Origin of the sequence: Brevundimonas sp. SORGH_AS_0993 (assembly GCF_030818545.1) — a bacterium.
In the GTDB taxonomy this organism is placed as follows: Bacteria; Pseudomonadota; Alphaproteobacteria; order Caulobacterales; family Caulobacteraceae; genus Brevundimonas.
Genome location: NZ_JAUTAH010000001.1, coordinates 2,830,602 through 2,855,023 on the forward strand (window position 1 = coordinate 2,830,602; position 24,422 = coordinate 2,855,023).

General features: G+C 68.7%; 24 protein-coding genes. 19 read left to right on the top strand and 5 right to left on the bottom strand.

Translation table 11 applies throughout. From position 1 onward, the window contains the following. Window positions 1-37 precede the first annotated feature (37 nt). The 13 genes from QE389_RS13895 (at window position 38) to QE389_RS13955 (ending at window position 14,585) form a co-directional block, all read left to right on the top strand. Window positions 38-1,423, top strand: a complete 1,386-nt coding sequence (locus QE389_RS13895; protein WP_307368486.1) for a hypothetical protein — start codon at window positions 38-40, stop codon at window positions 1,421-1,423. A 17-nt stretch (window positions 1,424-1,440) separates the two neighbouring features. Continuing rightward, on the top strand, window positions 1,441-2,271 hold the full coding sequence (ccmI, locus tag QE389_RS13900; protein ID WP_307368489.1) for a c-type cytochrome biogenesis protein CcmI: 831 nt from the start codon (window positions 1,441-1,443) through the stop codon (window positions 2,269-2,271). Window positions 2,272-2,341: 70 nt separating this feature from the next. Continuing rightward, window positions 2,342-2,836 (top strand): cytochrome c maturation protein CcmE, encoded by a 495-nt coding sequence (ccmE, locus tag QE389_RS13905; RefSeq protein WP_307368490.1) that lies wholly within the window; start codon window positions 2,342-2,344, stop codon window positions 2,834-2,836. Further along, window positions 2,833-4,818 (top strand): heme lyase CcmF/NrfE family subunit, encoded by a 1,986-nt coding sequence (locus tag QE389_RS13910; protein WP_307368493.1) that lies wholly within the window; start codon window positions 2,833-2,835, stop codon window positions 4,816-4,818. The genes ccmE and QE389_RS13910 overlap by 4 nt, the downstream gene beginning before the upstream one ends. Next, on the top strand, window positions 4,815-5,321 hold the full coding sequence (locus QE389_RS13915; protein ID WP_307368495.1) for a cytochrome c-type biogenesis protein: 507 nt from the start codon (window positions 4,815-4,817) through the stop codon (window positions 5,319-5,321). The genes QE389_RS13910 and QE389_RS13915 overlap by 4 nt, the downstream gene beginning before the upstream one ends. A 105-nt stretch (window positions 5,322-5,426) precedes the next feature. Continuing rightward, window positions 5,427-6,971: a Do family serine endopeptidase gene (locus tag QE389_RS13920; RefSeq protein WP_307368498.1), complete on the top strand. Its 1,545-nt coding sequence runs from the start codon at window positions 5,427-5,429 to the stop codon at window positions 6,969-6,971. A gap of 83 nt (window positions 6,972-7,054) precedes the next feature. Further along, on the top strand, window positions 7,055-7,726 hold the full coding sequence (locus tag QE389_RS13925) for a response regulator transcription factor (RefSeq protein ID WP_307368500.1): 672 nt from the start codon (window positions 7,055-7,057) through the stop codon (window positions 7,724-7,726). A gap of 136 nt (window positions 7,727-7,862) precedes the next feature. Beyond that, window positions 7,863-9,281: an ATP-binding protein gene (locus QE389_RS13930; protein WP_307368503.1), complete on the top strand. Its 1,419-nt coding sequence runs from the start codon at window positions 7,863-7,865 to the stop codon at window positions 9,279-9,281. A 141-nt stretch (window positions 9,282-9,422) separates the two neighbouring features. After that, a complete protein-coding gene (locus QE389_RS13935) occupies window positions 9,423-12,353 on the top strand; it encodes a bifunctional [glutamine synthetase] adenylyltransferase/[glutamine synthetase]-adenylyl-L-tyrosine phosphorylase (protein ID WP_307368506.1) in 2,931 nt (976 codons plus the stop codon). A 41-nt stretch (window positions 12,354-12,394) separates the two neighbouring features. Then, complete coding sequence (locus tag QE389_RS13940) at window positions 12,395-13,021, top strand: EF-hand domain-containing protein (protein ID WP_307368508.1); 627 nt, start codon at window positions 12,395-12,397, stop codon at window positions 13,019-13,021. Between the two features lie 66 nt (window positions 13,022-13,087). Then, window positions 13,088-13,669, top strand: a complete 582-nt coding sequence (locus tag QE389_RS13945; protein ID WP_307368511.1) for an RNA polymerase sigma factor — start codon at window positions 13,088-13,090, stop codon at window positions 13,667-13,669. After that, complete coding sequence (locus QE389_RS13950) at window positions 13,666-14,073, top strand: hypothetical protein (RefSeq protein ID WP_307368513.1); 408 nt, start codon at window positions 13,666-13,668, stop codon at window positions 14,071-14,073. The genes QE389_RS13945 and QE389_RS13950 overlap by 4 nt, the downstream gene beginning before the upstream one ends. Next, entirely contained in the window at window positions 14,070-14,585 is a 516-nt protein-coding gene (locus QE389_RS13955; protein WP_307368516.1) for a periplasmic heavy metal sensor, read from the top strand. Before QE389_RS13950 ends, QE389_RS13955 begins: the two co-directional genes overlap by 4 nt. 4 nt (window positions 14,586-14,589) lie before the next feature. On the opposite strand, the gene QE389_RS13960 is transcribed toward QE389_RS13955, so the two are convergent. Beyond that, window positions 14,590-15,264 (bottom strand): bifunctional 4-hydroxy-2-oxoglutarate aldolase/2-dehydro-3-deoxy-phosphogluconate aldolase, encoded by a 675-nt coding sequence (locus QE389_RS13960; RefSeq protein WP_307368519.1) that lies wholly within the window; start codon window positions 15,262-15,264, stop codon window positions 14,590-14,592. Window positions 15,265-15,464: 200 nt separating this feature from the next. On the opposite strand from QE389_RS13960, the gene QE389_RS13965 reads away from it, so the two are divergent. Together QE389_RS13965 and QE389_RS13970 are read left to right on the top strand one after the other, a co-directional pair. Continuing rightward, window positions 15,465-15,977 (top strand): GNAT family N-acetyltransferase, encoded by a 513-nt coding sequence (locus QE389_RS13965; protein ID WP_307368521.1) that lies wholly within the window; start codon window positions 15,465-15,467, stop codon window positions 15,975-15,977. Window positions 15,978-16,055: 78 nt separating this feature from the next. Beyond that, window positions 16,056-16,313, top strand: a complete 258-nt coding sequence (locus QE389_RS13970; protein ID WP_307368524.1) for an Lrp/AsnC ligand binding domain-containing protein — start codon at window positions 16,056-16,058, stop codon at window positions 16,311-16,313. Here QE389_RS13970 and QE389_RS13975 read toward each other — a convergent pair. Continuing rightward, window positions 16,310-16,825, bottom strand: a complete 516-nt coding sequence (locus QE389_RS13975) for a GNAT family acetyltransferase (RefSeq protein ID WP_307368527.1) — start codon at window positions 16,823-16,825, stop codon at window positions 16,310-16,312. The genes QE389_RS13970 and QE389_RS13975 overlap by 4 nt on opposite strands. Before the next feature lie 129 nt (window positions 16,826-16,954). Here QE389_RS13975 and QE389_RS13980 point away from each other — a divergent pair, with 129 nt between their 5' ends. The 4 genes from QE389_RS13980 to QE389_RS13995 all read left to right on the top strand — a co-directional run bounded on the left by QE389_RS13980 (window position 16,955) and on the right by QE389_RS13995 (window position 20,996). Beyond that, complete coding sequence (locus QE389_RS13980) at window positions 16,955-18,139, top strand: acyl-CoA dehydrogenase family protein (RefSeq protein WP_307368530.1); 1,185 nt, start codon at window positions 16,955-16,957, stop codon at window positions 18,137-18,139. Window positions 18,140-18,142: 3 nt separating this feature from the next. Further along, window positions 18,143-19,261, top strand: a complete 1,119-nt coding sequence (locus QE389_RS13985; protein ID WP_307368533.1) for an acyl-CoA dehydrogenase family protein — start codon at window positions 18,143-18,145, stop codon at window positions 19,259-19,261. A gap of 71 nt (window positions 19,262-19,332) precedes the next feature. Further along, window positions 19,333-20,631, top strand: coding sequence for a homogentisate 1,2-dioxygenase (hmgA, locus tag QE389_RS13990; RefSeq protein ID WP_307368536.1), 1,299 nt, complete (start codon window positions 19,333-19,335; stop codon window positions 20,629-20,631). Beyond that, window positions 20,631-20,996: a hypothetical protein gene (locus tag QE389_RS13995; protein WP_307368537.1), complete on the top strand. Its 366-nt coding sequence runs from the start codon at window positions 20,631-20,633 to the stop codon at window positions 20,994-20,996. The genes hmgA and QE389_RS13995 overlap by 1 nt, the downstream gene beginning before the upstream one ends. Before the next feature lie 65 nt (window positions 20,997-21,061). On the opposite strand, the gene QE389_RS14000 is transcribed toward QE389_RS13995, so the two are convergent. The 3 genes from QE389_RS14000 to edd form a co-directional block, all read right to left on the bottom strand. After that, window positions 21,062-21,367, bottom strand: coding sequence for a hypothetical protein (locus tag QE389_RS14000; protein ID WP_307368540.1), 306 nt, complete (start codon window positions 21,365-21,367; stop codon window positions 21,062-21,064). A gap of 161 nt (window positions 21,368-21,528) precedes the next feature. Next, a complete protein-coding gene (gene glk, locus QE389_RS14005) occupies window positions 21,529-22,500 on the bottom strand; it encodes a glucokinase (RefSeq protein ID WP_307368542.1) in 972 nt (323 codons plus the stop codon). 32 nt (window positions 22,501-22,532) lie between these two features. Beyond that, window positions 22,533-24,422 (bottom strand): phosphogluconate dehydratase, encoded by a 1,890-nt coding sequence (gene edd / locus QE389_RS14010; protein WP_307368544.1) that lies wholly within the window; start codon window positions 24,420-24,422, stop codon window positions 22,533-22,535.

Consider the following 24,422-nt stretch of genomic DNA (forward strand, 5'->3'; position numbering starts at 1 on the left):
TACTGGACCCGACGTCGCCTTTTTGACGGGGTTTGTGTTGTCCTTGCTGTCCGTGGAGCATCGGGTTGCGCTCGAGGCTGTCGTCCAGGCGTGCGCCGACGGTCAGCTTACGCAATTGGCCTCTGCCGTGCGGACGCTGGCGGGCGAAAGGGCGGCCGAAGTCGCCGCTCTGATTAGCGAGGAGCGGCGTGACCGCGCGCGGCGGGACCTGGCGTTTGGCCCTTTGGCGCCGCTGTTTCAGCCGCGTTCCGACGGCGTCGCCGCCCTGACCTTTCCACCGTCGCTTTACGTCCATCTCTGGCGCGAGGCGCGCAAGGGGGAAGAGGAGTTCCTTGGGCTTCTGGACGCCGTGACGACGATCGAGGGGGAATGGACCTTGGTGGCGGATCGTCTGTGCGCTCGCGCCGCCGCCGTTCTGCGCAACCGGGCCGCCGAGGTCTGGCCCGACCATCGACGCCCGGCCGAGGGAGAGCCCCCTGCCACGCCGTTGGAACTGGCGGCCTGTTTCGACCTGACCCCTCTGGCGCGCGGGGGCCTTGCCCGTCTGCCTGTATGGCTGGAGCGCCCGGACGACACCCAGTTGGCGGGTCTGCGCCTGTTGATTCAGGACGCCCTTTCCATCTCGCCGGAAGGCGATCGACGGATGGTCGATATCCTGTTCGCCCATGTGACGGAAGCGGATCGGATGCTGCGTGTCGTCACACGCACGAGCCGTCTGGCGGACCGTGAGGCGGTTCTCAGCCATACGGACATGGGCGTTTTCGTCGAACGTCTGCTGGCCTCGGTGCAGGATCGGGTGCGACGCATCGGCCTGGTGCGCCCACAGCAGTGCGAAGCCTTGCAAGAGGTGGTGCTTGACGTGAACTGGTGCGCCTCTGTCCTGTCGGAACTGGACATGACCCTTCAGGTCCGGCCCGATTCCCCCTGGGGCAGATCGACGCGGCTGGCGCGGGTTCAACTGTCCGGCCAACTCTCGGGCCTGATAAAGTCTACCCAGGCCGCCGTCCACGCGGCCCTGCCCATGCGCCGCCAGACCCTGGCCGGGCGAATGACGCGCATGTCCCCCTGGCTGGAGGCTCCCTGGCAAGGCGAGCCGATCGAGACGGCGGCCGCCCTGGTGAATGTCATGGTCGCGGTTCGCTGGGCCGCGGTCGTGTTTGGCTGCGAATCCGACAACCACGCCACAAAGACCGAGATCATCGACTATCTGACCGTTTGGGCCAACGAGGCGCTGGACAGCGTCGGGGACGGCGAGGCGCCAGATCCCGATCTGGCCCTTCGGCTGGTCGGCGTGGCGGCGAGACTGCTGACAGGGCTGGAGGCTTTGGAGGACGCGCGGGCGATCCGACGGCGTGCGGCGGCGGCCGAGACGCTGGACGCCAAACGTCCCATCGTCGCGGGGGCCTCGCCCGCACGCGCCTGATGCGATAGACGGCGAAGATGATCGCCTTCTGGATGATGACGGGGCTGGCGGCGGCGTTGGCCGCTCTTCTGGTGATGGCCGGCGCACGACGCGGCGCCGATCCGGCGACGAGCGCTGAAAGCGCGGCGGCCGTGCGCGAGATCGAGGAACTGGACCGGCTGAAGGCGCGCGGTCTGCTGGACGAGGCGGCCTATGTCGCCGCCCGGGCCGAGGCGGGACGACGGCTCCTGGCGCAGGAGGCCGCCGCCGCGCCGGTCGTCGGTGCACGGGATCGGCTTTGGGTTATGGGCGGCCTCGGCCTGGTTGTCGCCGGTGCGCTGGGCCTCTATGTCGTGACGGGAACGCCGGGCCTGCCCGATCAGGGCTATGAGCATCGGGTCGACGACTGGTCCACCCGTCTGGAGACGCTGTCGCCGCCCCAGTTGGCCGCGGTCGCCGCGCGCGTGGTCCGTGACCGGCCCGACGACAAACAGGCCCTGGCCATGCTGGGGGCCGCGCGGTTCGCGGCCGACGATCCCCTGGGCGCGGCCTCGGCCTTCCGTCGTCTGATCGACCGCGATCCGAAAGACGCCCAGGCCTGGGCGCGGCTGGGCGAAAGCTTGGTGCGGGCCAATGACGGCCAGATCGGCGGCGACGCCGAGGCGGCCTTCGCTCAGGCCGTGCGTCTTGACCCCGATCAACTCGGCGCCCGCTTCTTTCTGGGCGAGGCGGCGTTGGCGCGCGGCGACGCCCAGACGACCCGCCTGATGTGGACGCCGTTGATCGGCGCCCTCGATCCCGCCGATCCACGGCGCCTGGACCTGGAGCGGCGGATGCCGTCCGACGGGGCAGCAGGCGGGGCGCGATGACACGTTGGAGCCCTTTCCCGCCCCGGCTATATGCGGCCCCTATCTTCTGCGTCTGCGGAGCGTTCGTCGCATGAGCTGGCTGCCCAAATCGCCCAAGGCGCGTCGTCGCCTGTGGGTCGTCGCCGCCGCGACGCCGGTTCTGGCCTTGGCCGTCGGTCTGTCCTTGTGGGCCATGCAGGACAGCGTGACCTTCTTCTACTCGCCGTCCGAGGCGACCGCCGACAAGGCGCCCGAAGGCCGCAACATCCGCCTGGGCGGGCTGGTCGAGACGGGCAGTGTGCAAAAGACCGGCGACGGGGTCGTGGCGTTTTCCGTCACCGACAAAGCCGCCACGACCCGGGTGGTCTATCATGGCGACCTGCCCGACCTGTTCCGCGAGGGGCAGGGCATCGTGGCGCAGGGATCGTTTGGCGCCGATCGCACCTTCCACGCGCGCCAGGTCCTGGCCAAACACGACGAGAACTATATGCCGCGCGAGGTCGCGGATCGGCTGAAGGCCAAGGGCGAGTGGCGGCCCGAGGGGGCGGCGGCGCCGGCCCCGACGCGCGGATCGACCGCCTTATGATCGCGGAATTCGGGGCCTTCGCCCTGGCCCTGGCCCTGGCCCTGTCAATGCTGCAGACGGGGATGTCGGCGGCCGGGCGGGTGCGGCGCAGCCCCGTGCTTGCCGGAGCGGCCCAGGGTGCGGCCCTGGCGGCGGCGGCAGCTGTGGCCCTCAGTTTCGCGGCCCTGATCCACGCCTTCGTGGTGTCGGATTTTTCCGTCTCCAATGTCGCGGCCAACAGCCACACCGACAAGCCGATGCTGTACAAGGTCGCCGGCGCCTGGGGCAGCCACGAGGGGTCGTTGCTGCTGTGGTGCCTGGTCCTGACCGTGTTCGGCGGGGCGCTGGCGCGGGCGCGCGGCCTGCCGTTCGGGCTGAAAGCCTCGGCCGTGGCGGCGCAGGGCGCGCTGGGCTCGTTGTTCCTGGCCTTCGCCGTCTTCACCTCCAGCCCCTTCACCCGCCTCGACCCCGCGCCGTTCCAGGGCGCGTCGCTGAATCCGCTGTTGCAGGACCCGGCCCTGGCCGTGCACCCGCCGCTGCTCTACGCCGGCTATGTCGGATTTTCGGTCTGCTTCTCCTTGGCGGTCGCGGCCCTGATCGAGGGGCGGGCGCAGACGACCTTCTGGCCTGCTTGGGGGCGTTGGGTCCGGCCTTGGGCCCTCGCCAGCTGGGCCTTCCTGACCGTCGGCATCACCCTGGGGTCGTTCTGGGCCTATTATGAGCTGGGCTGGGGCGGCTGGTGGTTCTGGGACCCGGTCGAGAATGCGTCATTCATGCCCTGGCTGGCCGGCGCGGCCCTGCTGCACAGCGCCATCGTGACCGAGCGGCGCGGGGCGCTGGCGGGGTGGACGGTCTTTCTGGCTCTGTTGGCCTTCACCTTCTCCATGCTGGGCGCCTTCCTGGTGCGGTCGGGCGTGCTGACATCGGTTCACGCCTTCGCCGTCGATCCCCAGCGCGGGCTGATGCTGTTGACCATTCTGGGCGTCACGGCGGGCGCCGCCTTCGCCCTGTTCGCCTGGCGCGCGCCCCAGCTCAAGGGCGGGGGACTGTTCGCGCCGATCAGCCGCGAGGGCGCGCTGGTGCTGAACAATCTGTTCCTGACAGCGGCGGCGGCGACGGTGCTGCTGGGCACCCTCTATCCGCTGATCCTGGAGGCGGCGTCCGGGGCGACCATTTCGGTGGGGCCGCCCTATTTCGCCGCGACCTTCGTTCCGCTGATGACGGTCGCCTTCCTGATCCTGCCCGCCGGGCCGCTGCTGGCCTGGAAGCGCGGCGACTTGATCGGCGCCTTGCAGAGGCTGATTGTCGCGGCGGGCCTGGCCGTTCTTGTCGCTCTGGCCGCCTACGCCCTGTGGGAGCCGAAAAAGGCCCTGGCCGCCGCCGGGATCGGCCTGGGCGGCTGGTTGATCCTGGGCAGCTTGTCCGAAGTTGCCGAGCGGGTGCGCCTGTTCCGCGCGCCGGGCGCCGAGACCTTGCGCCGTCTGAAGGGGCTGCCGTTGGGCGCGTGGGGGATGACCCTGGCGCATCTGGGCCTGGGCGTCTTCATCCTGGGCGCTGTGGTCGAGACGGGCTTCAAGGCCGAGGCCGCGCGCGCGCTGTCTTTGGGCCAGAGCGTGTCGGCCGGGCCGTGGACCGTGACCCTGGATCAGGTCCGTGTAGTCGAGGGGCCGAACTATCTGGCCGAACAAGGCCAACTGACCGTGCGTCGCGCCGACGGCCGGGGCGACGCAGAGACCGTGACGGCCGAGCGACGCTTCTTCCCCGCGGGCGGGCAGACGACGACCGAGGTGGGGCTGAATTTCCGCGGGCTGGACGACGTCTATGTGGTGATCGGGGAACGCGCCGGCGGCGTGGAGCAACCGGCTTGGCTGGTGCGGCTCTATTGGAATCCCTGGGCGCGGCTGATCTTCCTGGGACCGGCGATCATGGCGCTGGGGGGACTTCTGTCGCTGATGGACCGGCGGCTCCGGCTGGGCGTCGCGCGGCGGAGGAAGACGACGTGAGGCGGTGGCTGATCATCGCCGCCGCGCCGGTTCTGGCGCTGATGCTGAGCGCGGCGGAACCGCCGGCCGCGCCGGATCGCCCCTTGCCCGACGCAGCCCAGGAGGCGCGCGCCCAGGCCCTGTTCAAGAACGTCCGCTGCGTCGTCTGCCAGCACGAGGCCATCGCCGACAGCCCGGCCGGCGTGGCGGGCGACATGCGACGACTGATTCGGGAGGAGATCGCCTCGGGCGCCACGGATCGAGAAGTGCGCGACGATCTTGTCCGTCGGTTCGGCGACTATGTGCTGTTCACCCCGCCGATGCGGATCGGGACATGGCTGTTGTGGTTCGGACCGTTCGCCCTGGTGCTGCTGGCCGGCGCGGTCCTGGCCGTGGCGGCGCGGCGGCGGCCGGTGGAGCCGGCGCCCCTGTCGGACGAAGAAGAACGGCGGCTGGAAAACATTCTCGAAAATGAGAAGCTTCGCCGCGATCCTGACGCAACCTCGCCTCACGACGGGCGCTAGTCGGGAACAACGATCGACGGCTGGGATTTGGCGTCGCGCCGCCCTGGCCTATATCAAACGCGAACCCGGCCTTTCGTCGCCGGACAGAGGATCGCAAGGACCACGATGCTGAAGCGCAAGGAGTTCATTCTGGGGGCCGCAGCCGGCCTGACCCTGGCGGCGGCCGCGACCGCCGGAGGCGTCATCACCTGGCCCGGCGCCCATGCCGAGCCGCAGGCGGTGAACCGCATCACGCCGGTCCCAGCCAACGGCGACGCCTTCACCCCGCCGCCGGGCGCGCCCAGCAGCTTCGCCACCATCTTCGAACAGGTGGCCCCCGCCGTCGTCCAGATCGACGTGACGGTGAAGGTCGATCAACCCCAGGGCGGCGCCTTCCAGATCCCCGGCCTGCCGTTCCAGTTTGTGCCCCCGCAAGGACAGGGCGGTCAGAACGACGAACCCCGGACGGCTCAGGGCGCCGGTTCGGGCTTCTTCATCTCGCAGGACGGCTATATCGTCACCAACAACCACGTCGTCGCCGACGCGACCGAGATCAAGGTCAAGATGTCGGACGGCCGCGAACTGCCGGCTCGCCTGATCGGCCGCGATCCGGCGACCGACCTGGCTGTGATCAAGGTCGACGGCGACAATTTCAAATACGTCAGCTTCGAAGAGACGGCCCAACCGCGCGTTGGCGACTGGGTCATCGCCATCGGCAACCCGTTCGGCCTGGGCGGAACGGCGACGGCTGGCATCGTTTCGGCCAAGGCCCGAGACATCGGAGGCAACGAAAACCCTTACACCGACTTCCTTCAGATCGACGCCGCCATCAACCGGGGCAACTCGGGCGGGCCCACCTTCGACATCTACGGACGGGTCATCGGCGTGAACTCGGCGATTCTGTCGCCTTCAGGTGGGTCTGTCGGCATTGGCTTCGCTATCCCGGCGGAAACGGCCAAGTCGATTACTGAGCGTTTGATGCGCGGCGAGACAATTGAACGCGGCTATCTCGGTGTTCAGATCGGCAACCTGACCAGCGAGTATCGTGAAAGCTTGGGTCTGCCCGTGTCCACCAAGGGCGCCTATGTCGTGGAGGTTACACCGGATGGTCCCGCCGCCCGCGGCGGACTTCAAGTCGGGGACGTCGTGGTGTCTCTGAATGGGCGGGCGATAGAAAGCTCGTCAGAACTGACGCGCGCCGTTGGTTCGGCCAAGCCCGGCGACAATCTGCGTCTTGAGTTGCTACGAGAAGGCCGTCGGCAGACGGTCAACGTGCGTTCGGGTGCACGACCCGCCAATCTTGAGACAGCCAGCACAGGGTCCGACGACGAATCCGGCTCTTCGACCAATCCCGGCGCCGCCGCTGGCGAAGTGGTCGAAGGCCTGACCGTCGCGCCGGCAAGTACGGCGCTTCGGAACCGCTTCGGCCTGCCCGCCGAGGTTCAAGGTTTGGTCGTTACAGCCGTCGGACAGCAATCGCGCGCTGCCCGCCTTGGCTTCCAGCCGGGCATGGTTATCCTTCAGGCAAACGGCCGCAGCGTGGGTTCGGCTGCGGACCTTAAGGGTGCGGTCGAGGCGGTCAAAACGGCTGGCCGGCCGGGGATTCTTCTGCTGATGCGGACGCCTCGCGGCAACTCGCCGGTCGTTTTGCCGCTGCAAGACAAGAACTGATCGGCATTCTGACCAAGCCTTAACTCGTCAATCGCCGCCGATGCGCTACCATCGGCGGCGATTTTGATTCCGGGAGGGGTTCGATGCGGATTCTGGTGGTTGAGGATGACGCCGAGGCGGCGACCGCCATGGTGCGGGGCCTGTCCGAAGCGGGGCATGACGTCACCCACGCCGTGGACGGCGCCTTCGGCCTGCTGGAGACGCAAAAGGGCGGCTACGACGTCTATGTGGTGGACCGGATGATGCCGCGACTGGACGGGGTCGGCATGGTCGAGACGGTTCGCAAGGGGGGCGATCAGACGCCGGTCCTGTTCCTGTCGGCTCTGGGCGAGGTCGAGGACCGGGTCACGGGCCTGAAGGCCGGCGCCGACGACTATCTGGTCAAGCCCTACGCCTTCGCCGAACTGATCGCGCGGGTCGAGGCCCTGGCCCGGCGGCGTGAGACCGGCGGGGTGCAGACCGTGCTGAAGGTCGGCGACCTGGAGATGAACCTGATCGGCCGCACCGTGCATCGCGGCGCGACCGAGATCGATCTTCAACCGCGCGAGTTCCAGTTGCTGGAATTCCTGATGCGCCACGCCGGCCAGTCGGTGACGCGCACCATGCTGCTGGAAAAGGTCTGGGAATACCATTTCGACCCCCAGACCAACGTCATCGACGTTCATATCAGCCGCCTGCGTTCCAAGATCGACAAGGGCTTCGACCGCGCCATGCTGCAGACCGTGCGCGGGGCGGGGTATCGGTTGGAGGCTTGAGTCTAGTGGCGAGTAGTGAATGGCGAGTGGCGAGGGGGTGAGACAAGCGGGGCGAGCTTGGCTGCATACGGCGCTGCGCAAGGTTTTGCGGCGGCTTGCTCGCCACTCGCCACTCGCCACTCGTCACTAAAAACCCATGCGCCTTCCCTCTCTCCTTCGCCGCACGCCGTTTCGGCTGACGCTGCTGTTCCTGGCGCTGTTCGTGGCGGCGGCGGGGGCGATCCTGGCCTATGTCTATTTCGCCTCGGCGTCCGAGGCCCAGGCGCGGGCGCGTGCGGACGTGGAGGGCGAACTGGGCGCCTTGACCGCCATCCACCGCACGCGCGGCGTCGACGCCCTGAACCAGGCCCTGGTCGAACGCACCATTCGCGGCGGACCCTATCTGTATCTGCTGACCGGGCCGGACGGCAGGATCGTCACCGGCAACCTGTCGGTCATGCCTTTCGACCTGAAGGAGGCCCGCCGCGAAGGCGTTGGCGAATGGAGCACCTTTCGCCTGACCAGCACCGACGCCGACGGCCGGGTGGAGGCCCGACGATCCATCGGCGTCATCATGCCCCTGTCCGGCGGCGACACCCTGTTCGTCGGCGAGGACATCGGCGGGATCGAGGAATATCTGTCGCGCCTGACCCAGGCCCTGTGGGGCGCGATGGGTCTGGTCATGCTGCTGGGGCTGGCCGGCGGCCTCTACATCAGCCGGCGGGTGGAGCGGTCGATGGCGGGGCTGAACCAGGTGGTCCAGGCGGTGCAGGAAGGGGACCTGAAGGTGCGGGCGCCCGTGCGTCAGGCCGGCGACGAACTGGATGAACTGGGCCAAGGGCTGAACACCATGCTGGATCGGCTGGAGTCCTCAATGGCCTCGATCCGCCATGCGGGCGACGCCATCGCCCACGACCTGCGTTCGCCCCTGACGCGGATGAGGGCGAAGCTGGAGGTGGCGCTGATCGACGCCGAGGCAGGCAAGATCGACGGCGTCGACGCCCTGGGCATCGCCCTGGACGAGGCGGATCACCTCTTGAAGACCTTCAACACCGTCCTGGCCATCGCCCGGCTGCAGGCGGGGGGCGCGCCCGATCCCCAGGTCATGGACGCCGCCCAACTGGCCGCCGACATGGCCGAACTGTACGAACCCGCCGCCGAGGACAAGGACATCGACTTCTCGTCCGAGATCGAAACCGGATTGATGATCGAGGGCAACCAGCCGTTCCTGGCCCAGGCCCTGGCCAATCTGATCGACAACGCCATAAAATACACCCCGGCCGGCGGGGCGGTGAAGCTGCGGGCGCGCAGGCGGTCCTCGGGCGAGATCGAATATTCGGTGACGGACACCGGCCCCGGCGTGCCGGAGGAGGACCGTGAACGGGTCGTCCAGCGGTTCGTGCGTCTGGACAGCAGCCGCACCGAGCCCGGCTCGGGCCTGGGCCTGTCTCTGGTGACGGCGGTGGCCGAGGCGCACGGCGGGCGCGTGGTGCTGGACGAAGGCCCCGGCGCCTATGGCGGCTTCGGCCCCGGCCTGCGGGTGGCGCTGGTGCTGCCGCCAGCCGGGCAGACTTAGAGATTGCCGCTCATCCCGGCGAAAGCCGGTACCCGTTTCTTTGGGCGCGCCGCCTTGTGGCGCGTGTCAGGATTGTGGTCCAACGCTGTGCCGAGCGAAAGCGCTGGGGCCCGGCTTTCGTCGGGATGAGCGGATGATTTTATGGCCGACACCAATACCTGCGTGACGATCCCGCTGGGTCAGACGATCAAGCCCGCCGGTCCGGTCATAAACCCTGCTGCCGCCGACCGCCTGCTGGAGACTCTGATCGAGGCCGCCGACGCCGAAGGCTGGCGCGACATGCTGAACGCCGCGTGGCCCGCCCTTGCGCCCGTGGCCGGCGCCGCTCCCTATCTGGCGGGCTTGATGCGTCGCCGCCCGGCCCATCTACGACGTCTGCTGGAGGCCGAACCGGGAGAGAGTCTGGAGCGGACGCTGCGCGCGACGGATGCGCTGGTGGGGGAACCCGACGATGTGCGCGCGCCCTTGCGGGTGCTGAAGGCCGATCTGCACCTGCTGACGGCCTTGGCCGATCTGGGCGGAGTCTGGGGGCTGGATCAGGTCACGGGCGCCCTGTCCCGGTTCGCCGACGCCGCCTGCCGGGCCGCCCTGCGCGCTGTCGCCGCCGAGCAGCGGGCGAGGGGTCGGCTGATCGCCCCGCCTGACGAGACGCGCGGCCCGATCCCAGGTCTGTTCGGCCTGGCCATGGGCAAGCACGGCGCAAACGAACTGAACTACTCCTCCGACATCGACATCTCCCTCTTCTTCGAGCCGCGTTTGATGGGGCTGGCCCTGCGCGAGGGCGAAGAGATGCAGGACTTCGCCAACCGGGTCGGGAAGGGTCTGGCGACCCTGCTCAGCGAACGGACGGCCGACGGCTATGTCTTCCGCGTCGATCTGCGTCTGCGGCCCGATCCGTCCTCGACCCCGCCGGTGGTCGCCGCCCCCATGGCCCTGGCCTATTACGAGAGCGTGGGCCAGAACTGGGAAAGGGCGGCCTTCATCAAGGCCCGGCCCGTGCTGGGCGACGCGCGGGCGGCCGCGCGGTTCCAGAAGGCCCTGATCCCCTTCGTCTGGCGCCGCAGCCTGGATTACGCCGCCGTTCTGGACATCCAGTCGATCAAGAAACAGATTCACGTCCACAAGACCGGCGAGGGGCTTGAAGCCGCCGGCGCCAATCTGAAACTCGGGCGCGGCGGCATCCGCGAGATCGAATTCTACGCCCAGACCCAGCAACTGATCCTGGCCGGGCGCGATCAGGGCCTTCGAGCAAGCCGGACGCTGGAGGCGCTCCAAGCGCTCGCCGATGCGGGGCATGTGTCACAAGCCGTCGTCGAAGCGCTGTCGGCGGCCTATGTCGAACTGCGCGGCCTGGAACACCGGGTCCAGATGCTGGAGGACGAACAGACCCACCGCCTGCCCGAGGACGATGCACGGCGCGCGTCGGTCGCGGCCCTGGCGGGCTGGGCGAACCTGGGCGCGTTCGACGCCCATGTCGAGGCCCTGCTGGCCCGTGTCAACGCCCGCTATGGCGAGTTGTTCGAGGGTGGGGAGGACCTGGACTCCAGCTATGGCAGCCTCGTCTTCACCGGGGTCGAGAACGATCCCGAGACCCTGGCCACCCTGACCCGCATGGGCTTCACAGAGGCCGCCTCGGTGGCCGACACCATCCGCAGCTGGCACCATGGGCGCATTCCCGCGACCCGGACCGAACGCGGGCGCGAGTTGTTCACCCGGCTGGCCCCGCGCCTGTTGGAGGCCCTGGCGCGGACGGGGGCGCCCGACGACGCCTTTCGCCGGTTCGCCGTCTTCTTTTCGGGCCTGGCGGCGGGGGTTCAGGTCCAGGCCCTGTTTTTGAACCAGCCTAAGCTGTTCGAGATGGTTCTGGGCGTCATGGCCTTTGCGCCGCGCCTGGCCCGCACCCTGGGCCGTCAGCCGGCGACCCTGGACGGGGTGCTGGACGCGCGCTTCCTGACCGATCTCTCGGACGAGAGCGGCCTGACCGAACAGATGATGCAGGAGGCCGGCGAGAGCGAGGATTTCGAGGGGGCGATGAACGCCGTGCGCCGTCTGCACCGCGAACAGATGTTCCGCATCGGCATCCACGCCCTGACCGGGCGCGCCGGGCCGGAAGCGGCGGGGCGCGCCTACGCCGCTCTGGCCGACGCCGTCATGCGGACCCTGTCGCCGGCGGCCTTGGCCGAGACGGAGCGGCTGGGCGGAGGCTTTCCCGGCGCGGTCGCCGTGGTGGCCCTGGGCAAGGCCGGTTCACGGGAGATGACGGCCGGGTCCGATCTTGACCTGATGACCCTGTACGAGGCGCCGCGCGAGGCTCAGTCCAAGATCAAGGGCTGGGGCGCGGAGGTCTTCTACGCCCGTTTCACCCAGCGGCTGATCGCGGCCCTGTCGGCCCATACCGCAGAGGGCGGGTTGTACGAAGTGGACATGCGGCTGCGGCCGACCGGATCAAAGGGGCCGGTGTCGGTGCGGTTGAGCGCCTTTGACGACTATTACGCCTCTGAGGCCGAAACCTGGGAGTTCATGGTTCTGACCCGCGCGCGCGTGGTCTGGGCCAGCGATCCGGCCTTTGGGGCGAAGGTGGCCGAGGTCATCGAGGCGGCGCTGCGTCGGCCGCGTCCCGACGTCGATGTGGCCGACGACGTGCGTCGGATGCGGGCCCTGATGGACCGGGAGCGTCGGCCGCACGGCTTCTGGGACCTGAAGCTGTCGCCAGGCGGTCAGGTGGACGCCGAGTTCACGGCCCAGTTCCGTCAGCTTCAGGCCGCCGCCGCGGGCCGGCCCTTGACCCTGTCGACCCTGGACGCCTTGTCCGGCGATCCAGTCCTGGCCGAGGCCTGGCGGGTGCAGCAGCGGCTGGCGCATCTGCTGGCGGCAGCGTTCGAAGGGCGGGTCGATCCCGAGGCGGAGCCCGCCGTCTTCCAGCTTCGCCTGGCCGAGGCCGCCGGCGCGCGCGATTTCGAGACGCTGAAGGTGGAACTGGCCGATCTGCGGGCGCGGGCTCGATGGGCTTTCGAACGCGCGACTTCGATCCCCCGCGACGGAGAGTCGGAGCCGCCGCGTTCAATCTCCTGACAGGGCGTCACGGGATGCGACTTCGCCCCAAGGAGATCGAGATGAGACTGACCTTCATCACAGGCTTGGGCGTCGTCGCCCTGGTCGCCGCAGGAGCCGCCGCCGCAGGGGCCGCAACGGCCCTGACCCCGCCTGCGCCGTCGGCCTCTGCGCCCGCGTCACATCACGCGCGCCAAGTACAAGCTGGACCCTTGACGCGGGCCGCCTATGTCGATGACCGGGTGGCGCGACTGACCGCGCTGGATACGAACGGCGACGGCGTCGTCAGCCCCGAGGAGCGCCAAGCCGGACGCGCGGCCCATCGCGCAGGTCGGGCAGACGCCCGCTTCGCCCGGATGGACGCCAACGGCGACGGCATGATCAGCCGGGCGGAGTTCGACGCCGCCGCCGCCAAACCCGACCACGGCCCGCGTGGCGTGCGAATGGGGCGGCGGGGGGGGCACGACCGTCCGGGCGGGGAGCGTCAGGCGAAGCCGATCACGATTTCGGACGTGGCGGTCAAGCTGGGCCAACGGTTCGACGCGATGGATTCCAATCATGACGGCGTGATCTCGCCCGAGGAACGCAGTGCGGCCCGCGCGGCGCATCGTGCCGAACGCCCGACGCGCCGCGCGCCGCGTCCGGCGATGGCGCCACAAGCCGCTTCCCCGGCTCCGACTTCGGAGTAAGAACGGTGTCGGGGTCGGCCGTCATGAACGCATCGGTCCCTTTCGTCAGTTGCGGAAGAGGCGGATTTGGTCGCGACGGTCGACTCCGACGAGGATCTGGTGCAGCGCGTGGGTCAGGGCGACCCTGCGGCGGCCCAGACCTTTGTCGCGCGCAAGCTGCCGCGCGTCCTGGCCCTGGCCCAGCGGATGTTGGGCGATTCCGCAGAGGCCGAGGATGTGGCGCAGGAGGCGATGCTGAAGGCTTGGCGTCAGGCGCCGAAATGGACGCCTGGTCAGGCGCGTTTCGACACTTGGCTGCATCGGGTGGCGCTGAACCTGTGTTACGACCGGCTGAGACGACGGCGTGAAATTCCCACGGACAGGCCGCCGGATCGACCCGATGATGGGCCGTCGCCGGATCGCGGGCTGCTGGCGGCCGAGACGGGCGCGCGGGTGGACGCCGCCCTGCGACGCCTGCCCGAGCGACAGCGCGAAGCCATCGTGCTGTGCCACTATCAGGACCTGTCCAATATCGAGGCGGCGTTACTGATGGAGATCAGCGTCGAGGCGCTGGAGAGTTTGTTGTCGCGGGGGCGGCGCGCGCTGCGCCAGAGCCTGGCGGACCTGTCGCCCCGTTCCGACGGGCGGCCTGAAGGAGACGGACGATGAGGATCGAGCAGCTGCAAGTCCTGGCCGAGGCCTATGGCGGCGATCTGCGGCGCTGGCCGGCGGACCAGCGCGCCTTCGCCGAAGGCCTGATCGCGGCCGATCCGGCGGCGCGGGTCGTGTTGGAAGAGGCCGCGGCGCTGGATGCCCTGCTGGACGCCTCGCTCGCCGTTTCGCCCTCGGCCGATCTGACGGCGCGGGTGCTGAGGGCTGCGCCGCGGGCGCGGGTGAAGAGCCGGCCGCGCCGCGCCGCCTGGTTCATGGGCGCCGGATGGGCGGCGGCAGCCTGCGCGGGCGTGGTCGCGGGCGTGGGCCTGACCAGCCGGATGACTGCGGACGCGCGGGCCGATGCGGTTCTCTATCAGGCGACGCTGGGCGGTGTGGACGACACCGAGGTTCTGGGATGAATTCGAGGACGCTGAAGATCGCCCTGGCGGTTTCGGTCGGGCTGAACCTGTTCGCCCTGGGCGGCGGCGCGGCCTATCTGATTGGCCGGGACCGGATCGAACGCCGCTTGGACGACCAACGCCAGCCGGGGCGCGACAAGCCCTTGCGCGAGGTGCTGGAGAAGCTGGAGCCGGAAACGCGCGACCGTGTCCATATGGCTCTGCGCGCCTCGGCCCTGTCGGCGCGACCCGACTTCGAGGCGGCGCGAGCCGCGCGGCGTGAGGCCATGGCCGCCGCCGGCGCGCCCACGCTGGACACGGCCCGTATCGACGTCCTGCTGGCGCAGTCCCGCGCCGCCGAGATGCGCGGGCGGGCGCGGCTGGAGGCGGGCGCCGTCGCGATTCTGGCGACCCTCGATCCAGAGGAGCGAAAGGCCCTGGCGCCCCTGCTGCAACGTCGCAGCGACGCCCGGCGCGGTCAGGCCCGGCAAGCGGGCGAAGGCCGCCCGACCGCAGAGGGCGCCCGGCCCTGAGGGTTCAGGCCTTGGCGCGGAAGTCGGCCACGGCCTGAACCGCTGCGCGAACCGAAGCCTCGATGGCGGCCCAGTCGCCGGCCTTGACCGCCGCGTCCGTCACCAGTTTCGAGCCCATGCCCGCCGCCACGATGCCTGCGCCGAACCATTTGGCGATGGAGGCTTCGTCTGGATCGACCCCGCCCGTCGGCATGATCTTGACCCAGGGCATCGGGCCCTTGACCGCCTTGACGAAGTCAGGGCCGCCGACCGACGAACCGGGGAACAGTTTGACGATGTCGCAGCCCAGTTCGTGCGCCTCGCCGATGTCGGTCACGGAGCCGCAGCCGGGAAAATAGGCGACCATGCGGCGGTTGCAGACCTTGGCCACATCGGGAACCAGGCAGGGGCTGACCACGAAGCGTGCGCCCCGGTTCAGATAAAGCGCCGCCGTGCCGCTATCGACCACCGAACCGATGCCCAAGACCACATCCGGATCCGTCTTGATCAGTTCGCGATTGATCTCACCGAACAGGTCGCAGGCGAAGTCGCCGCGATTGGTGAACTCCACCACCGGGGCCCCGCCGCGCGCGCAGGCGCGGATGACGTTCAGGCTGACCTCGGGGTCGGGGTGATAGAAGACTGGGCAGACGCCCTGGGTCTGAAGCGCTTGAAGCACGCTGACGCGGTCGTGGGCCATGATCTGTCTCCTGGCCCGAGGGTGGGCCGTTTTCGCGTTCTGCTTATCGCAGCGAAGGTCGGATGCCAAAGCCCGGCATCGCCGCCGTGTGGAACGGCGGGAGCAAACATTGTTTCATTCCGGGGGACAGGGTCCGGACTTGATCAGGGTCAATGCGCGGCCGAAGCTGCCCGCGCGATACCCCGGCCAAGGAGATCGCCATGACCATTCCCGAACGCGAAAGGCTCGTCACCCGCACGGGAAAGGCGCTGGAGCTTCGACCGGCGCGGCCCGACGATGAACGGGCTTTGGCCGCCTTCTTCGCCAAGGTGACGCCCGAGGACATGCGCTTTCGCTTCCTATCGACGCGACGCACCCCGGGGCACGATCAACTGCAGGCGCTGATCCAGGCGCCGAACGCCCACGGGGCCAGCCTGATCGCCTGGAATGCGGACGGGACTGTGGCGGCCACGGCCGTGCTGGCCGGGGACGACGCCGGCGAACGCGCCGAGGCGGCCATTCTCCTGCGCGGCGATCTAAAGGGGCAGGGCATCGGCTGGACCCTGCTGGAGCGACTGGTCGCGGAGGCCCGCAGTCAGGGTTACGCCGTGGTGGAATCGCTGGAAGACCGGGCCAACCACGGCGCGCTTCAGGTCGAGAACGACATGGGATTCGACACGGCTCCGATCGAGGAAGATCCGACTCTGGTCTGGGTCAGCAAGCGGCTGCGCTGACCATTCTCAGACAAATCCGGCTCGGCTTGTGGGCCGCCATCGGCTAGAAGCCCGGCTGATCGCCAGGGAGTTTTGGCCATGATGACCGCCATCTTCGTCTTCATCAAAACCGAGCCGGGTTACGCCAACGACGTGGCCGCCGACATCGTGGACAATGTGGAGAACGTGTCCGAGGTCTATTCCACCTCGGGCCAGCACGACCTTCTGGCCAAGTTCAACCTGCCGCGCGACGCCGACATCGGGACCTTCGTGACCAAGCAGGTGCAGACCCGGCCGCATATCCGCGACACCTTCACCGTCATCACCTTTTCGCCCTTCCTGCCAAAGAAGGTCTAGGATTTGGCGGCGGGACGGGCGCGTCGCTTGATCTCGTCCTTGCGCTCTTGCGCCTCGTCGTCGTCCCCGACTCTTTCCTCGACCGAGGCGGAGAACCTCTGGAAGGCGCCCAGGCCCACCAGGACCAGAACGGCGGCGATCAGCAGGGCGGTCGGATAGATCAACTGCGCCACCTCCTCCCGCGCGGTCTTGAAGACCACGACCAGGGCCTCCAGGAACAGGGCGATGACGATGGTGGACAGGAACTTCGTCAGGCTGCGTCGGGCCTCTGCGGCGCTGCGGCGTTCGGACCCGCGCCGGACCTCGTCCTCGAAGATGTATTTGGCCACGTCGAAGACGGCGATGGCGACGATGACATAGCCCAGGACGTCCAGAACCGCGTCCGCGCCCGATTGGTCGGGGCGGCCGATGCCTTCTAGCCCATCCTTGACCCCGAAGACGACAAGGGCGGCGGCCGCCAGAAGCAGCACCAGGCTGGCGACGCCGAAGACGGCGCGGGTTAGATAGGTCATTGTCGAAGCCCCTCCGGTTCCGCACACCAACGCACGAACGGCGAAGCTGTTGCGGCGCGCACATGACCGTAGCCAATCGAAACCCATCTGCTAACGTGTCCGCCAGAGGAAACGCGGGGAACACGCGACATGACCGATCTAGACGCCTTCCGCGCCGAGACGCGCGCCTGGCTGGAGGCCAACTGCCCGCCCGAGGTGCGCGGGCCGATGCGATCCGAAGCCGACATGATCTGGGGCGGGCGCGACGCCGTCTTCGCCACGCCGGGCCACAAGCTTTGGCTGGAGCGGATGGGCGCGCGCGGTTGGACGGCGCCGGAATGGCCAGCCGAATACGGCGGCGGGGGCCTGAGCCGGGAAGAGGCCAAGGTTCTGGCCTCCGAACTGCGCCGCCTTAAGGCTCAGCCGGCGTTGAACAGTTTCGGCGTCTGGATGCTGGGGCCGGCGCTTCTGGCCTTCGGGACCGAGGAACAGAAGAAGCGGTTCCTGCCCGAGATCGTGCGCGGTGAAATCCGCTGGTGCCAGGGCTATTCGGAACCCGGCGCCGGGTCGGACCTGGCTGCGATCCAGACCAGGGCCGAGGATCGCGGCGACCACTGGATCGTCAACGGTCAGAAGATCTGGACCTCCTACGCCGACAAGGCCGACTGGATCTTCTGTCTGGTGCGGACCGACCCGGACGCGCCCAAACATCTGGGCATCAGCTTCGTGCTGTTCGACATGAGGACGCCGGGCGTGACGACGCGGCCGATCACCTTGATCAGCGGCAAGTCGCCCTTCTGCGAGACCTTCTTCGACGACGTGCGTGTGGAGAAGGAAAACCTGGTCGGCACGCTGAACCGGGGCTGGGACGTCGCCAAACACCTTTTGGCCCACGAACGGACCATGATCGGGGCGATGGGCGAGGTCGCGGGCGGCCGACCCGTGGGTCAGGTGGCCCTGGATGCAGTGGGCGCGACCGAGGACGGACGCCTGGACGAACCCATGCTGCGCGCCCGGATCGCCGAACTGGAGGTTGATCAGGCCGCCTTCCGTCTGGCGATGGAGCGGGTCGGCGATCAGGTGAAGGCCAAACAGGCGCACCCAGCCATCGCTTCCATGCTGAAATACTATGGGTCGGAACTGAACAAGCGCCGCCACGAACTGCTGATGGCGTCGGGCGGCGCCGACGCTCTGGAGTGGGAAAGCGAACGGTCGCACGGCGGCGCGTCCGCCCGTGACTGGCTGCGCACCAAGGCTAACTCCATCGAGGGCGGGACCAGCGAGATTCAGCTGAACATCATCGCCAAACACCTGCTGCAACTGCCGGGAGCCTGAGCCATGCCCCTGATCCTGACCGAAGAGCAGGCGATGCTGCAGGAGGCGGCCGACGGCTTCCTGGCCGACAACGCCCCCATCGCCCATCTGCGGAGCCTGCGCGACAGCCGCGATCCGGACGGCGTTTCGCGCGATCTGTGGCGGGCCTTCGGAGAGATGGGCTTCGCCGGCGTCATCATACCCGAGGCGATGGGCGGACTGGGCCTGGGCGCGGTCGAGGCCGGCGTCATCGCCGAAAGTCTGGGCCGCACCCTGACGCCGTCGCCCTTCATGGGTTCGTCCATCCTGTCGGCCAAGCTGTTGACCGATGCGGGGTCGCAGGCTCAGCAGGCCTGGCTGCCCCGGATCGCGGCGGGCGAGGCGATCCTGGCCCTGGCCGTGGATGAAGGCGCCAAGCACGCGCCGTCGCGCATCGCCACGCGAGCCGAGCGTTCTGGCAACGGCTTCCGACTGAACGGCGCCAAGGGCTTCGTTCTGGACGGTCACATCGCCGACGCTCTGATCGTGGTCGCGCGCGCGGAGGAGGGCTTCACCCTGTTTCTGGTCGATCCCAAGGCGGCGGGCGTGCAAGTCGAACGCACCGTCATGGTCGACAGCCACAACGCCGCCCGCGTCACCTTGACGGATGTAGCGGTGGATGCGGACGCGGTGATCGGCGAAGTCGGCGGCGGCGAGCCCGTGCTGGGCGCGACCCTGAGCCTGGGCCGCGCCTGCGCCGCCTCGACCCTGACCGGGGCGGGCGATCAGGCGTTCAAGATCACGTTGGAGTATCTGCGGACCCGCAAGCAGTTCGGCAAACTGATCGGAGAGTTCCAGGCCCTTCAGCACCGGGCGGCGCATCTGTTCACCGAGCTTGAACTGACGCGGGCGGCCACGCTGGGGGCGCTTCAGGCCATCGACGCGGGCGGCGACGAAGCGGACCTGGCTGCTTCGGTCGCCAAGGCCAAGGCCGGGCGCGTCGCCGAGCTGGCGGTACAGGAGGCGGTGCAGATGCACGGCGGCGTCGGCATGACGGACGAGTTCGACGTCGGCCTGTTCATGAAGCGGGTGCGGGTGCTGAACGAACTGTTGGGCGACGCCGGCTTCCACGCCGAACAGGTGGCGCGCCGTCAAGGCTTCTAAGGTCGGTGTCGGCCCGGGATGACGTTTGCGTCCGAACCGCCTAAACCTCCCGCCAAGGGAGACGCATGCACATGACGACGCGAACCAACGCGCCCGCCTATCTCGCCGGCTTCGGCAATCATTTCTCGACCGAGGCCGCGCCCGGCGCCCTGCCGGTGGGCCAGAACTCGCCGCAGAAGACGCCGATGGGCCTCTATGCCGAGCAATTGTCGGGCACGGCCTTCACCGCCCCGCGCGCCGAGAACCGGCGCAGCTGGCTGTACCGCCTGCGGCCGTCGGCCCAGCACGGCCCCTATCGGCCGTTCGACCAGGGCCGGGTCCGTTCAGGGCCGTTCGACGAGACGCCGCCCAATCCGAACCGGATGCGTTGGGACCCCTTGCCCTTGCCGGATGCGCCGACCGACTGGGTCGAGGGGCTTGTCACCTATGGCGGCAATGGAGAGCCGGACGCCGGCGTCGGCGCGGGTGTTCACCTGTATGTCGCCAACCGCTCCATGACCGACCGCGTCTTCTACAACGCCGACGGCGAACTGCTGATCGTGCCGCAGGAAGGCGCGCACCGCTTTGTCACCGAAATGGGCCTGATCGAGGCCCAGCCAGGACATATCGTCCTGATCCCGCGCGGTGTGCGGTTCCGCGTCGAGGTGGACGGACCCGTGCGCGGCTATGTCTGCGAGAATTACGGCAGCCCGTTCCGTCTGCCGGACCTTGGCCCCATCGGCGCCAACGGCCTGGCCAACCCGCGCGATTTCGAAACCCCGCTCGCCTGGTTCGAGGATGTGGACCGGCCGACCCAGTGCATTCAGAAATATGGCGGTCGTCTATGGGCAGCGCCCTTCGATCACAGCCCGCTGGACGTGGTCGCCTGGCATGGCAACCTGGCGCCCTGCCGCTATGACACGGCGCGGTTCAACACGATCAACACCGTCAGCTACGACCACCCCGATCCGTCGATCTTCACCGTCCTGACCAGCCCGTCCGAGACGCCGGGCACGGCCAATATCGACTTCGTCATCTTCCCGCCCCGCTGGATGGTGGCCGAACACACCTTCCGCCCGCCCTGGTTCCACCGCAACGTGATGAGCGAGTTCATGGGTCTGGTCACGGGCGCCTATGACGCGAAGGCGGGCGGTTTCGCGCCCGGCGGCGCCTCCCTGCACAATCGGATGAGCGGTCATGGACCGGACCAGGCCAGCTATGACGGCGCGATCAAGGCCGAGCTGAAGCCGCACAAGATCGAAAACACCCTGGCCTTCATGTTCGAGACGCGGATGCCGATTCGGGTGACGCAGTGGGCGGCCGGAACGCCGCAGATGCAGCTGGACTATGACGACGTCTGGTCCGGCTTCGAGAAGGGAAGGCCGGCCTGATGCGCGGGTTGATCCTTGGCGCTTTGGCCTTGGGCTTCGGCGGGGCGCTGGCGGCCTGTTCGCCCGCCGCCGTGACCGGCGATGCGCCGATGCAGAGCGCGGACGCCTCGGCCTGCGCGGCGCGGGGCGGGGAAATGAAGCAGGTCGGTCGGCTTCAGTCCTGGCAGTGCGTCGTGCGCTATGCCGATGCGGGCAAGCGTTGCACCGACGGGGATCAATGCCAGGGCGACTGCCGGCTTGAAGGCGACACGGGCGTCGCTGCGGGCGCGGCTGTCACCGGCGTCTGTCAGGCGACCAGCGACCGCTTCGGCTGCCATACGCCGGTCGAGGACGGCAAGGCGGGCGCGGCCCTCTGCATCGACTGACGCCCGGAGACGAAAAAGCCCCCGTCGCGGGCGACGGGGGCTGATCCGGCCCTGCGGATCAGGCTCTAGTGGGTCGAAGGCGTGTTCGAGGTCGTCATGCCGCCGTCGGCGTTGCCGGCCTGTTGCTCGACCCTGTCGGCCTTGCGGTCGGCGTTCTTTTCGACCTGATCGGCCTGGGCGTTCAGGGCGTCGCGTTGCGCCTCGGTCTGGGCGGTCGCGGCCTGGGCTTCCAGTTGATCGGCGCGGGCCTCGCCCGTCGCTTCGATGGCGTCGGCCTGCTTTTCGGCGGCCTTGTCGGCGGCGCTTTCACCGCAGGCGGCGACGCCCGACAGCACGAACAGCGAAGCGGCGGCGATGGCGAACTTTTTCATCTTGTTTCCTCTCCTAAGTGGAGACGAGGAAACGTCACGGCGGCGGATCGGTTCACGCCGTCGTGAGATTTGCGTGATGGCCTTAGCGCCCGATTCCAAGGATAGCCTGCTTCACGCTTCGGCCGGAACCGCGGCGCGGTTCCGGCTAAAACGATCCGGCTTTAGTTTTCGGCCTCAGCGAAGGCGACGCGCGCTGCGCCCAGCAGGGCGGCATGCTTGTGCATGATCACCTTGGTCGGGATTTCGGACATATAATCCTTGAACCGGCCCTTGCGCTCGAACCGCTGGCGGAAGGGGCTGGCCTTGATGAAGGGCAGGATGCGCGGAACGATGCCGCCCGCGATATAGACGCCGCCGCGCGCGCCGGTGGTCAGGGCGATGTCGCCGGCCACGGCGCCCAGGATGGCGCAGAAGCGGGCCAGGGTCGCGCCGCACGGGCTGTTCGGATCTGCCATCGCCGTCTGGGTGATCTGGGCCGGATCGTCGATGTGGGTCTCGCGCCCGTCGATCTCGGCCAGCGCCCGGTGCATGTTCAAAAGACCGGGGCCGCAGATCAGACGCTCGATGGACACCCGGTCATAGCGGCGACGGAGAATACGCAGAATTTCGTCCTCGATCGGATCACCGGGCGGGAAGCAGGCGTGGCCGCCCTCTGACGGCATGGCCATCTCTTTGCCGTGGGCGTCGCGCACCAGGGCCGAGACGCCGAAGCCGGTTCCGGGGCCCAGCACCGCCACGGTCGCATGGGGATCGCCGTCCACCGGGCCGCCCAGGCTTTCCAGCTGGTCTTCGGGCACGATGGGGGCGCCCCAGGCCAGGGCTTCGAAATCGTTGATCAGCTTGACCGGCTTCAGCCCCAGGGTCTGAAGCTCGCTTTCGGACACTTGCCAGGGCGAGTTGGTCAGGTCGATGGCGCCGTCGGTGACGGGGCCTGCCACGGCGATGACCCCGCCCGTCGGCTTCACGTCGCAGCCGTCGATGAAGGCGGCGACGCCTTCCAGAAAGGTCGGATAGGTCTCGGCCGGGAAGCTGTCGTGGTGCTCCAGCACGGGCTTGCCGTCGACCATGCGGGTCAGGGCGAAGCGGGCGTTGGTGCCGCCGACGTCGCCGACGAGGAGAGTCTTGTCATTCATTGTAGGGCGTTTCCTGCGGTCGGTTCGGCGGATTAGGCGTCCACGGTCCGGTCGACGAAGTTCGGGTTGGGCGGCGTGTCGTCGTGACCGCCCGATCCTGGCGGAATGGCGAAACAGACGGTCGCCCCCTGTTCGGCGGTGGTGACGACGTGGCGGAAGGCGCCGAACAGTTCACGGCCATAGCCCCAGGACGAACCCTCGGCATGGACGCTGGATCGGGTCGCGGCGGGGCGGGCGGTCAAATCGCCGACGCCCACCGTGGTCAGAACCCCGGCCTCGGCGTCCAGGCGGATGATGTCGCCGTCCTTCACATGGGCCAGGGGGCCGCCGGCCAGGGCCTCCGGGCTGACGTGGATGGCGGCCGGGGTCTTGCCGCTGGCGCCCGACATGCGGCCGTCGGTGACGAAGGCGACCTTGAATCCCTTGTCCTGGATGACCGACAGGGCGGGCGACAGGCTGTGCAGTTCGGGCATGCCGTTGGCTTTCGGCCCCTGGAAGCGCAGGACCACGACCACGTCGCGGAACAGCTTGCCGTCCTTGAACGCCTGAAGCGCGTCTTCCTGGGTTTCGAAGACGGCGGCGGGCGCCTCGACGATGCGGTTCTCGGGCTTGACCGCCGAGATCTTGATGACGGCGCGGCCCAGGTCGCCCTTGACCAGGCGCAGGCCGCCCTCGCGGTCGAACGGGTCGGAGGCGGGGCGCAGGATGTCGCGGTCCAGACTCTCGCTCACCCCGTCGCGCCAGACCAGTTCGCCGTCCACAATCGACGGTTCCTGGAAATAGGCCTCTATGCCGCGACCCATGATGGTCGTCACGTCGGTGTGGATGTGGCCGTTCTCGGCCAGTTCTCGGGCCACGAAGGCGACGCCGCCGGCGGCCTGGAAGGCGTTCACGTCGGCCGAACCGTTGGGATAGACGCGGGCCAGCAGCGGCGTGACCGAAGACAGTTCGTCCATGTCGGTCCAGTCGATCAGCACGCCCGCCGCCCGCGCCATGGCGACCAGATGGATCGCGTGGTTGGTCGATCCGCCGGTGGCCAGCAGGGCCACGATCATGTTGACGATGGACTTCTCGTCGATGACGTCGGCCATACGGCTCTCGCCGCTGCGGGCCAGTTCGATCGCCCGCTTGGCCGCCGCCGCCGTCAGGGCGTCGCGCAGGCCGGTGTCGGGGTGGACGAAGGCGGTGGAGGGCATATGCAGCCCGCCCAGCTCCATCATCATCTGGTTGGAATTGGCCGTGCCGTAGAAAGTGCAGGTGCCGGGCGAGTGATAGCTGCCGATCTCGCTTTCCAGCAGGGTCTGACGATCCACCTTGTTCTGGGCGTACTCGGCGCGGACGCGGGCCTTTTCGGCGTTCGGAATACCCGAGGGCATGGGACCGGCGGGGGCGAAGACGACGGGCAGGTGGCCGAAGGCCAGGGCCCCCATAAACAGGCCCGGCACGATCTTGTCGCAGACGCCCAGCATCAGGGCGGCGTCGAATGCGTCGTGGGTCAGGCCCACGCCGGCCGACATGGCGATGACGTCGCGGCTGAACAGCGACAGCTCCATGCCCGGACGGCCTTGCGTGACGCCGTCGCACATGGCGGGCGTGCCGCCGGCGACTTGGGCCGTGGCGCCGACCTCGCGCACCGCCGCGCGCACTACGCCAGGGAAGCGTTCGAACGGCTGGTGGGCCGACAGCATGTCGTTATAGGCGGTGACAATGCCCAGATTGGGCTTGGACCCGTCCATCGCGGTGAGTTTGTCGGCGATGGTCTGGCCGGCGAAGGCGTGGGCCCAGTTGGCGCAGGACAGCTTGGCCCGGCCGGCGCCCGAATCCCGCGCGGCGTTCATGCGGCGCAGGTAGTCGGCGCGGGTCGCGCGGCTCTTTTCGACGATGCGGGCCGTGACCGCGGCTACGGTGGGATGAAGCGCCAT

Excerpts from the sequence above, each read along its gene's own strand:
- ccmI (WP_307368489.1), top strand. The coding sequence starts at position 1,441 with ATGATCGCCTTCTGGATGATGACGGGGCTGGCGGCGGCGTTGGCCGCT.
- ccmE (WP_307368490.1), top strand. The coding sequence starts at position 2,342 with ATGAGCTGGCTGCCCAAATCGCCCAAGGCGCGTCGTCGCCTGTGGGTC.
- QE389_RS13910 (WP_307368493.1), top strand. The coding sequence starts at position 2,833 with ATGATCGCGGAATTCGGGGCCTTCGCCCTGGCCCTGGCCCTGGCCCTG.
- QE389_RS13920 (WP_307368498.1), top strand. The coding sequence starts at position 5,427 with ATGCTGAAGCGCAAGGAGTTCATTCTGGGGGCCGCAGCCGGCCTGACC.
- QE389_RS13925 (WP_307368500.1), top strand. The coding sequence starts at position 7,055 with ATGCGGATTCTGGTGGTTGAGGATGACGCCGAGGCGGCGACCGCCATG.
- QE389_RS13930 (WP_307368503.1), top strand. The coding sequence starts at position 7,863 with ATGCGCCTTCCCTCTCTCCTTCGCCGCACGCCGTTTCGGCTGACGCTG.
- QE389_RS13935 (WP_307368506.1), top strand. The coding sequence starts at position 9,423 with ATGGCCGACACCAATACCTGCGTGACGATCCCGCTGGGTCAGACGATC.
- QE389_RS13940 (WP_307368508.1), top strand. The coding sequence starts at position 12,395 with ATGAGACTGACCTTCATCACAGGCTTGGGCGTCGTCGCCCTGGTCGCC.
- QE389_RS13950 (WP_307368513.1), top strand. The coding sequence starts at position 13,666 with ATGAGGATCGAGCAGCTGCAAGTCCTGGCCGAGGCCTATGGCGGCGAT.
- QE389_RS13955 (WP_307368516.1), top strand. The coding sequence starts at position 14,070 with ATGAATTCGAGGACGCTGAAGATCGCCCTGGCGGTTTCGGTCGGGCTG.
- QE389_RS13960 (WP_307368519.1), bottom strand. The coding sequence starts at position 15,264 with ATGGCCCACGACCGCGTCAGCGTGCTTCAAGCGCTTCAGACCCAGGGC.
- QE389_RS13965 (WP_307368521.1), top strand. The coding sequence starts at position 15,465 with ATGACCATTCCCGAACGCGAAAGGCTCGTCACCCGCACGGGAAAGGCG.
- QE389_RS13970 (WP_307368524.1), top strand. The coding sequence starts at position 16,056 with ATGATGACCGCCATCTTCGTCTTCATCAAAACCGAGCCGGGTTACGCC.
- QE389_RS13975 (WP_307368527.1), bottom strand. The coding sequence starts at position 16,825 with ATGACCTATCTAACCCGCGCCGTCTTCGGCGTCGCCAGCCTGGTGCTG.
- QE389_RS13980 (WP_307368530.1), top strand. The coding sequence starts at position 16,955 with ATGACCGATCTAGACGCCTTCCGCGCCGAGACGCGCGCCTGGCTGGAG.
- QE389_RS13985 (WP_307368533.1), top strand. The coding sequence starts at position 18,143 with ATGCCCCTGATCCTGACCGAAGAGCAGGCGATGCTGCAGGAGGCGGCC.
- hmgA (WP_307368536.1), top strand. The coding sequence starts at position 19,333 with ATGACGACGCGAACCAACGCGCCCGCCTATCTCGCCGGCTTCGGCAAT.
- QE389_RS13995 (WP_307368537.1), top strand. The coding sequence starts at position 20,631 with ATGCGCGGGTTGATCCTTGGCGCTTTGGCCTTGGGCTTCGGCGGGGCG.
- QE389_RS14000 (WP_307368540.1), bottom strand. The coding sequence starts at position 21,367 with ATGAAAAAGTTCGCCATCGCCGCCGCTTCGCTGTTCGTGCTGTCGGGC.
- glk (WP_307368542.1), bottom strand. The coding sequence starts at position 22,500 with ATGAATGACAAGACTCTCCTCGTCGGCGACGTCGGCGGCACCAACGCC.
- edd (WP_307368544.1), bottom strand. The coding sequence starts at position 24,422 with ATGGCGCTTCATCCCACCGTAGCCGCGGTCACGGCCCGCATCGTCGAA.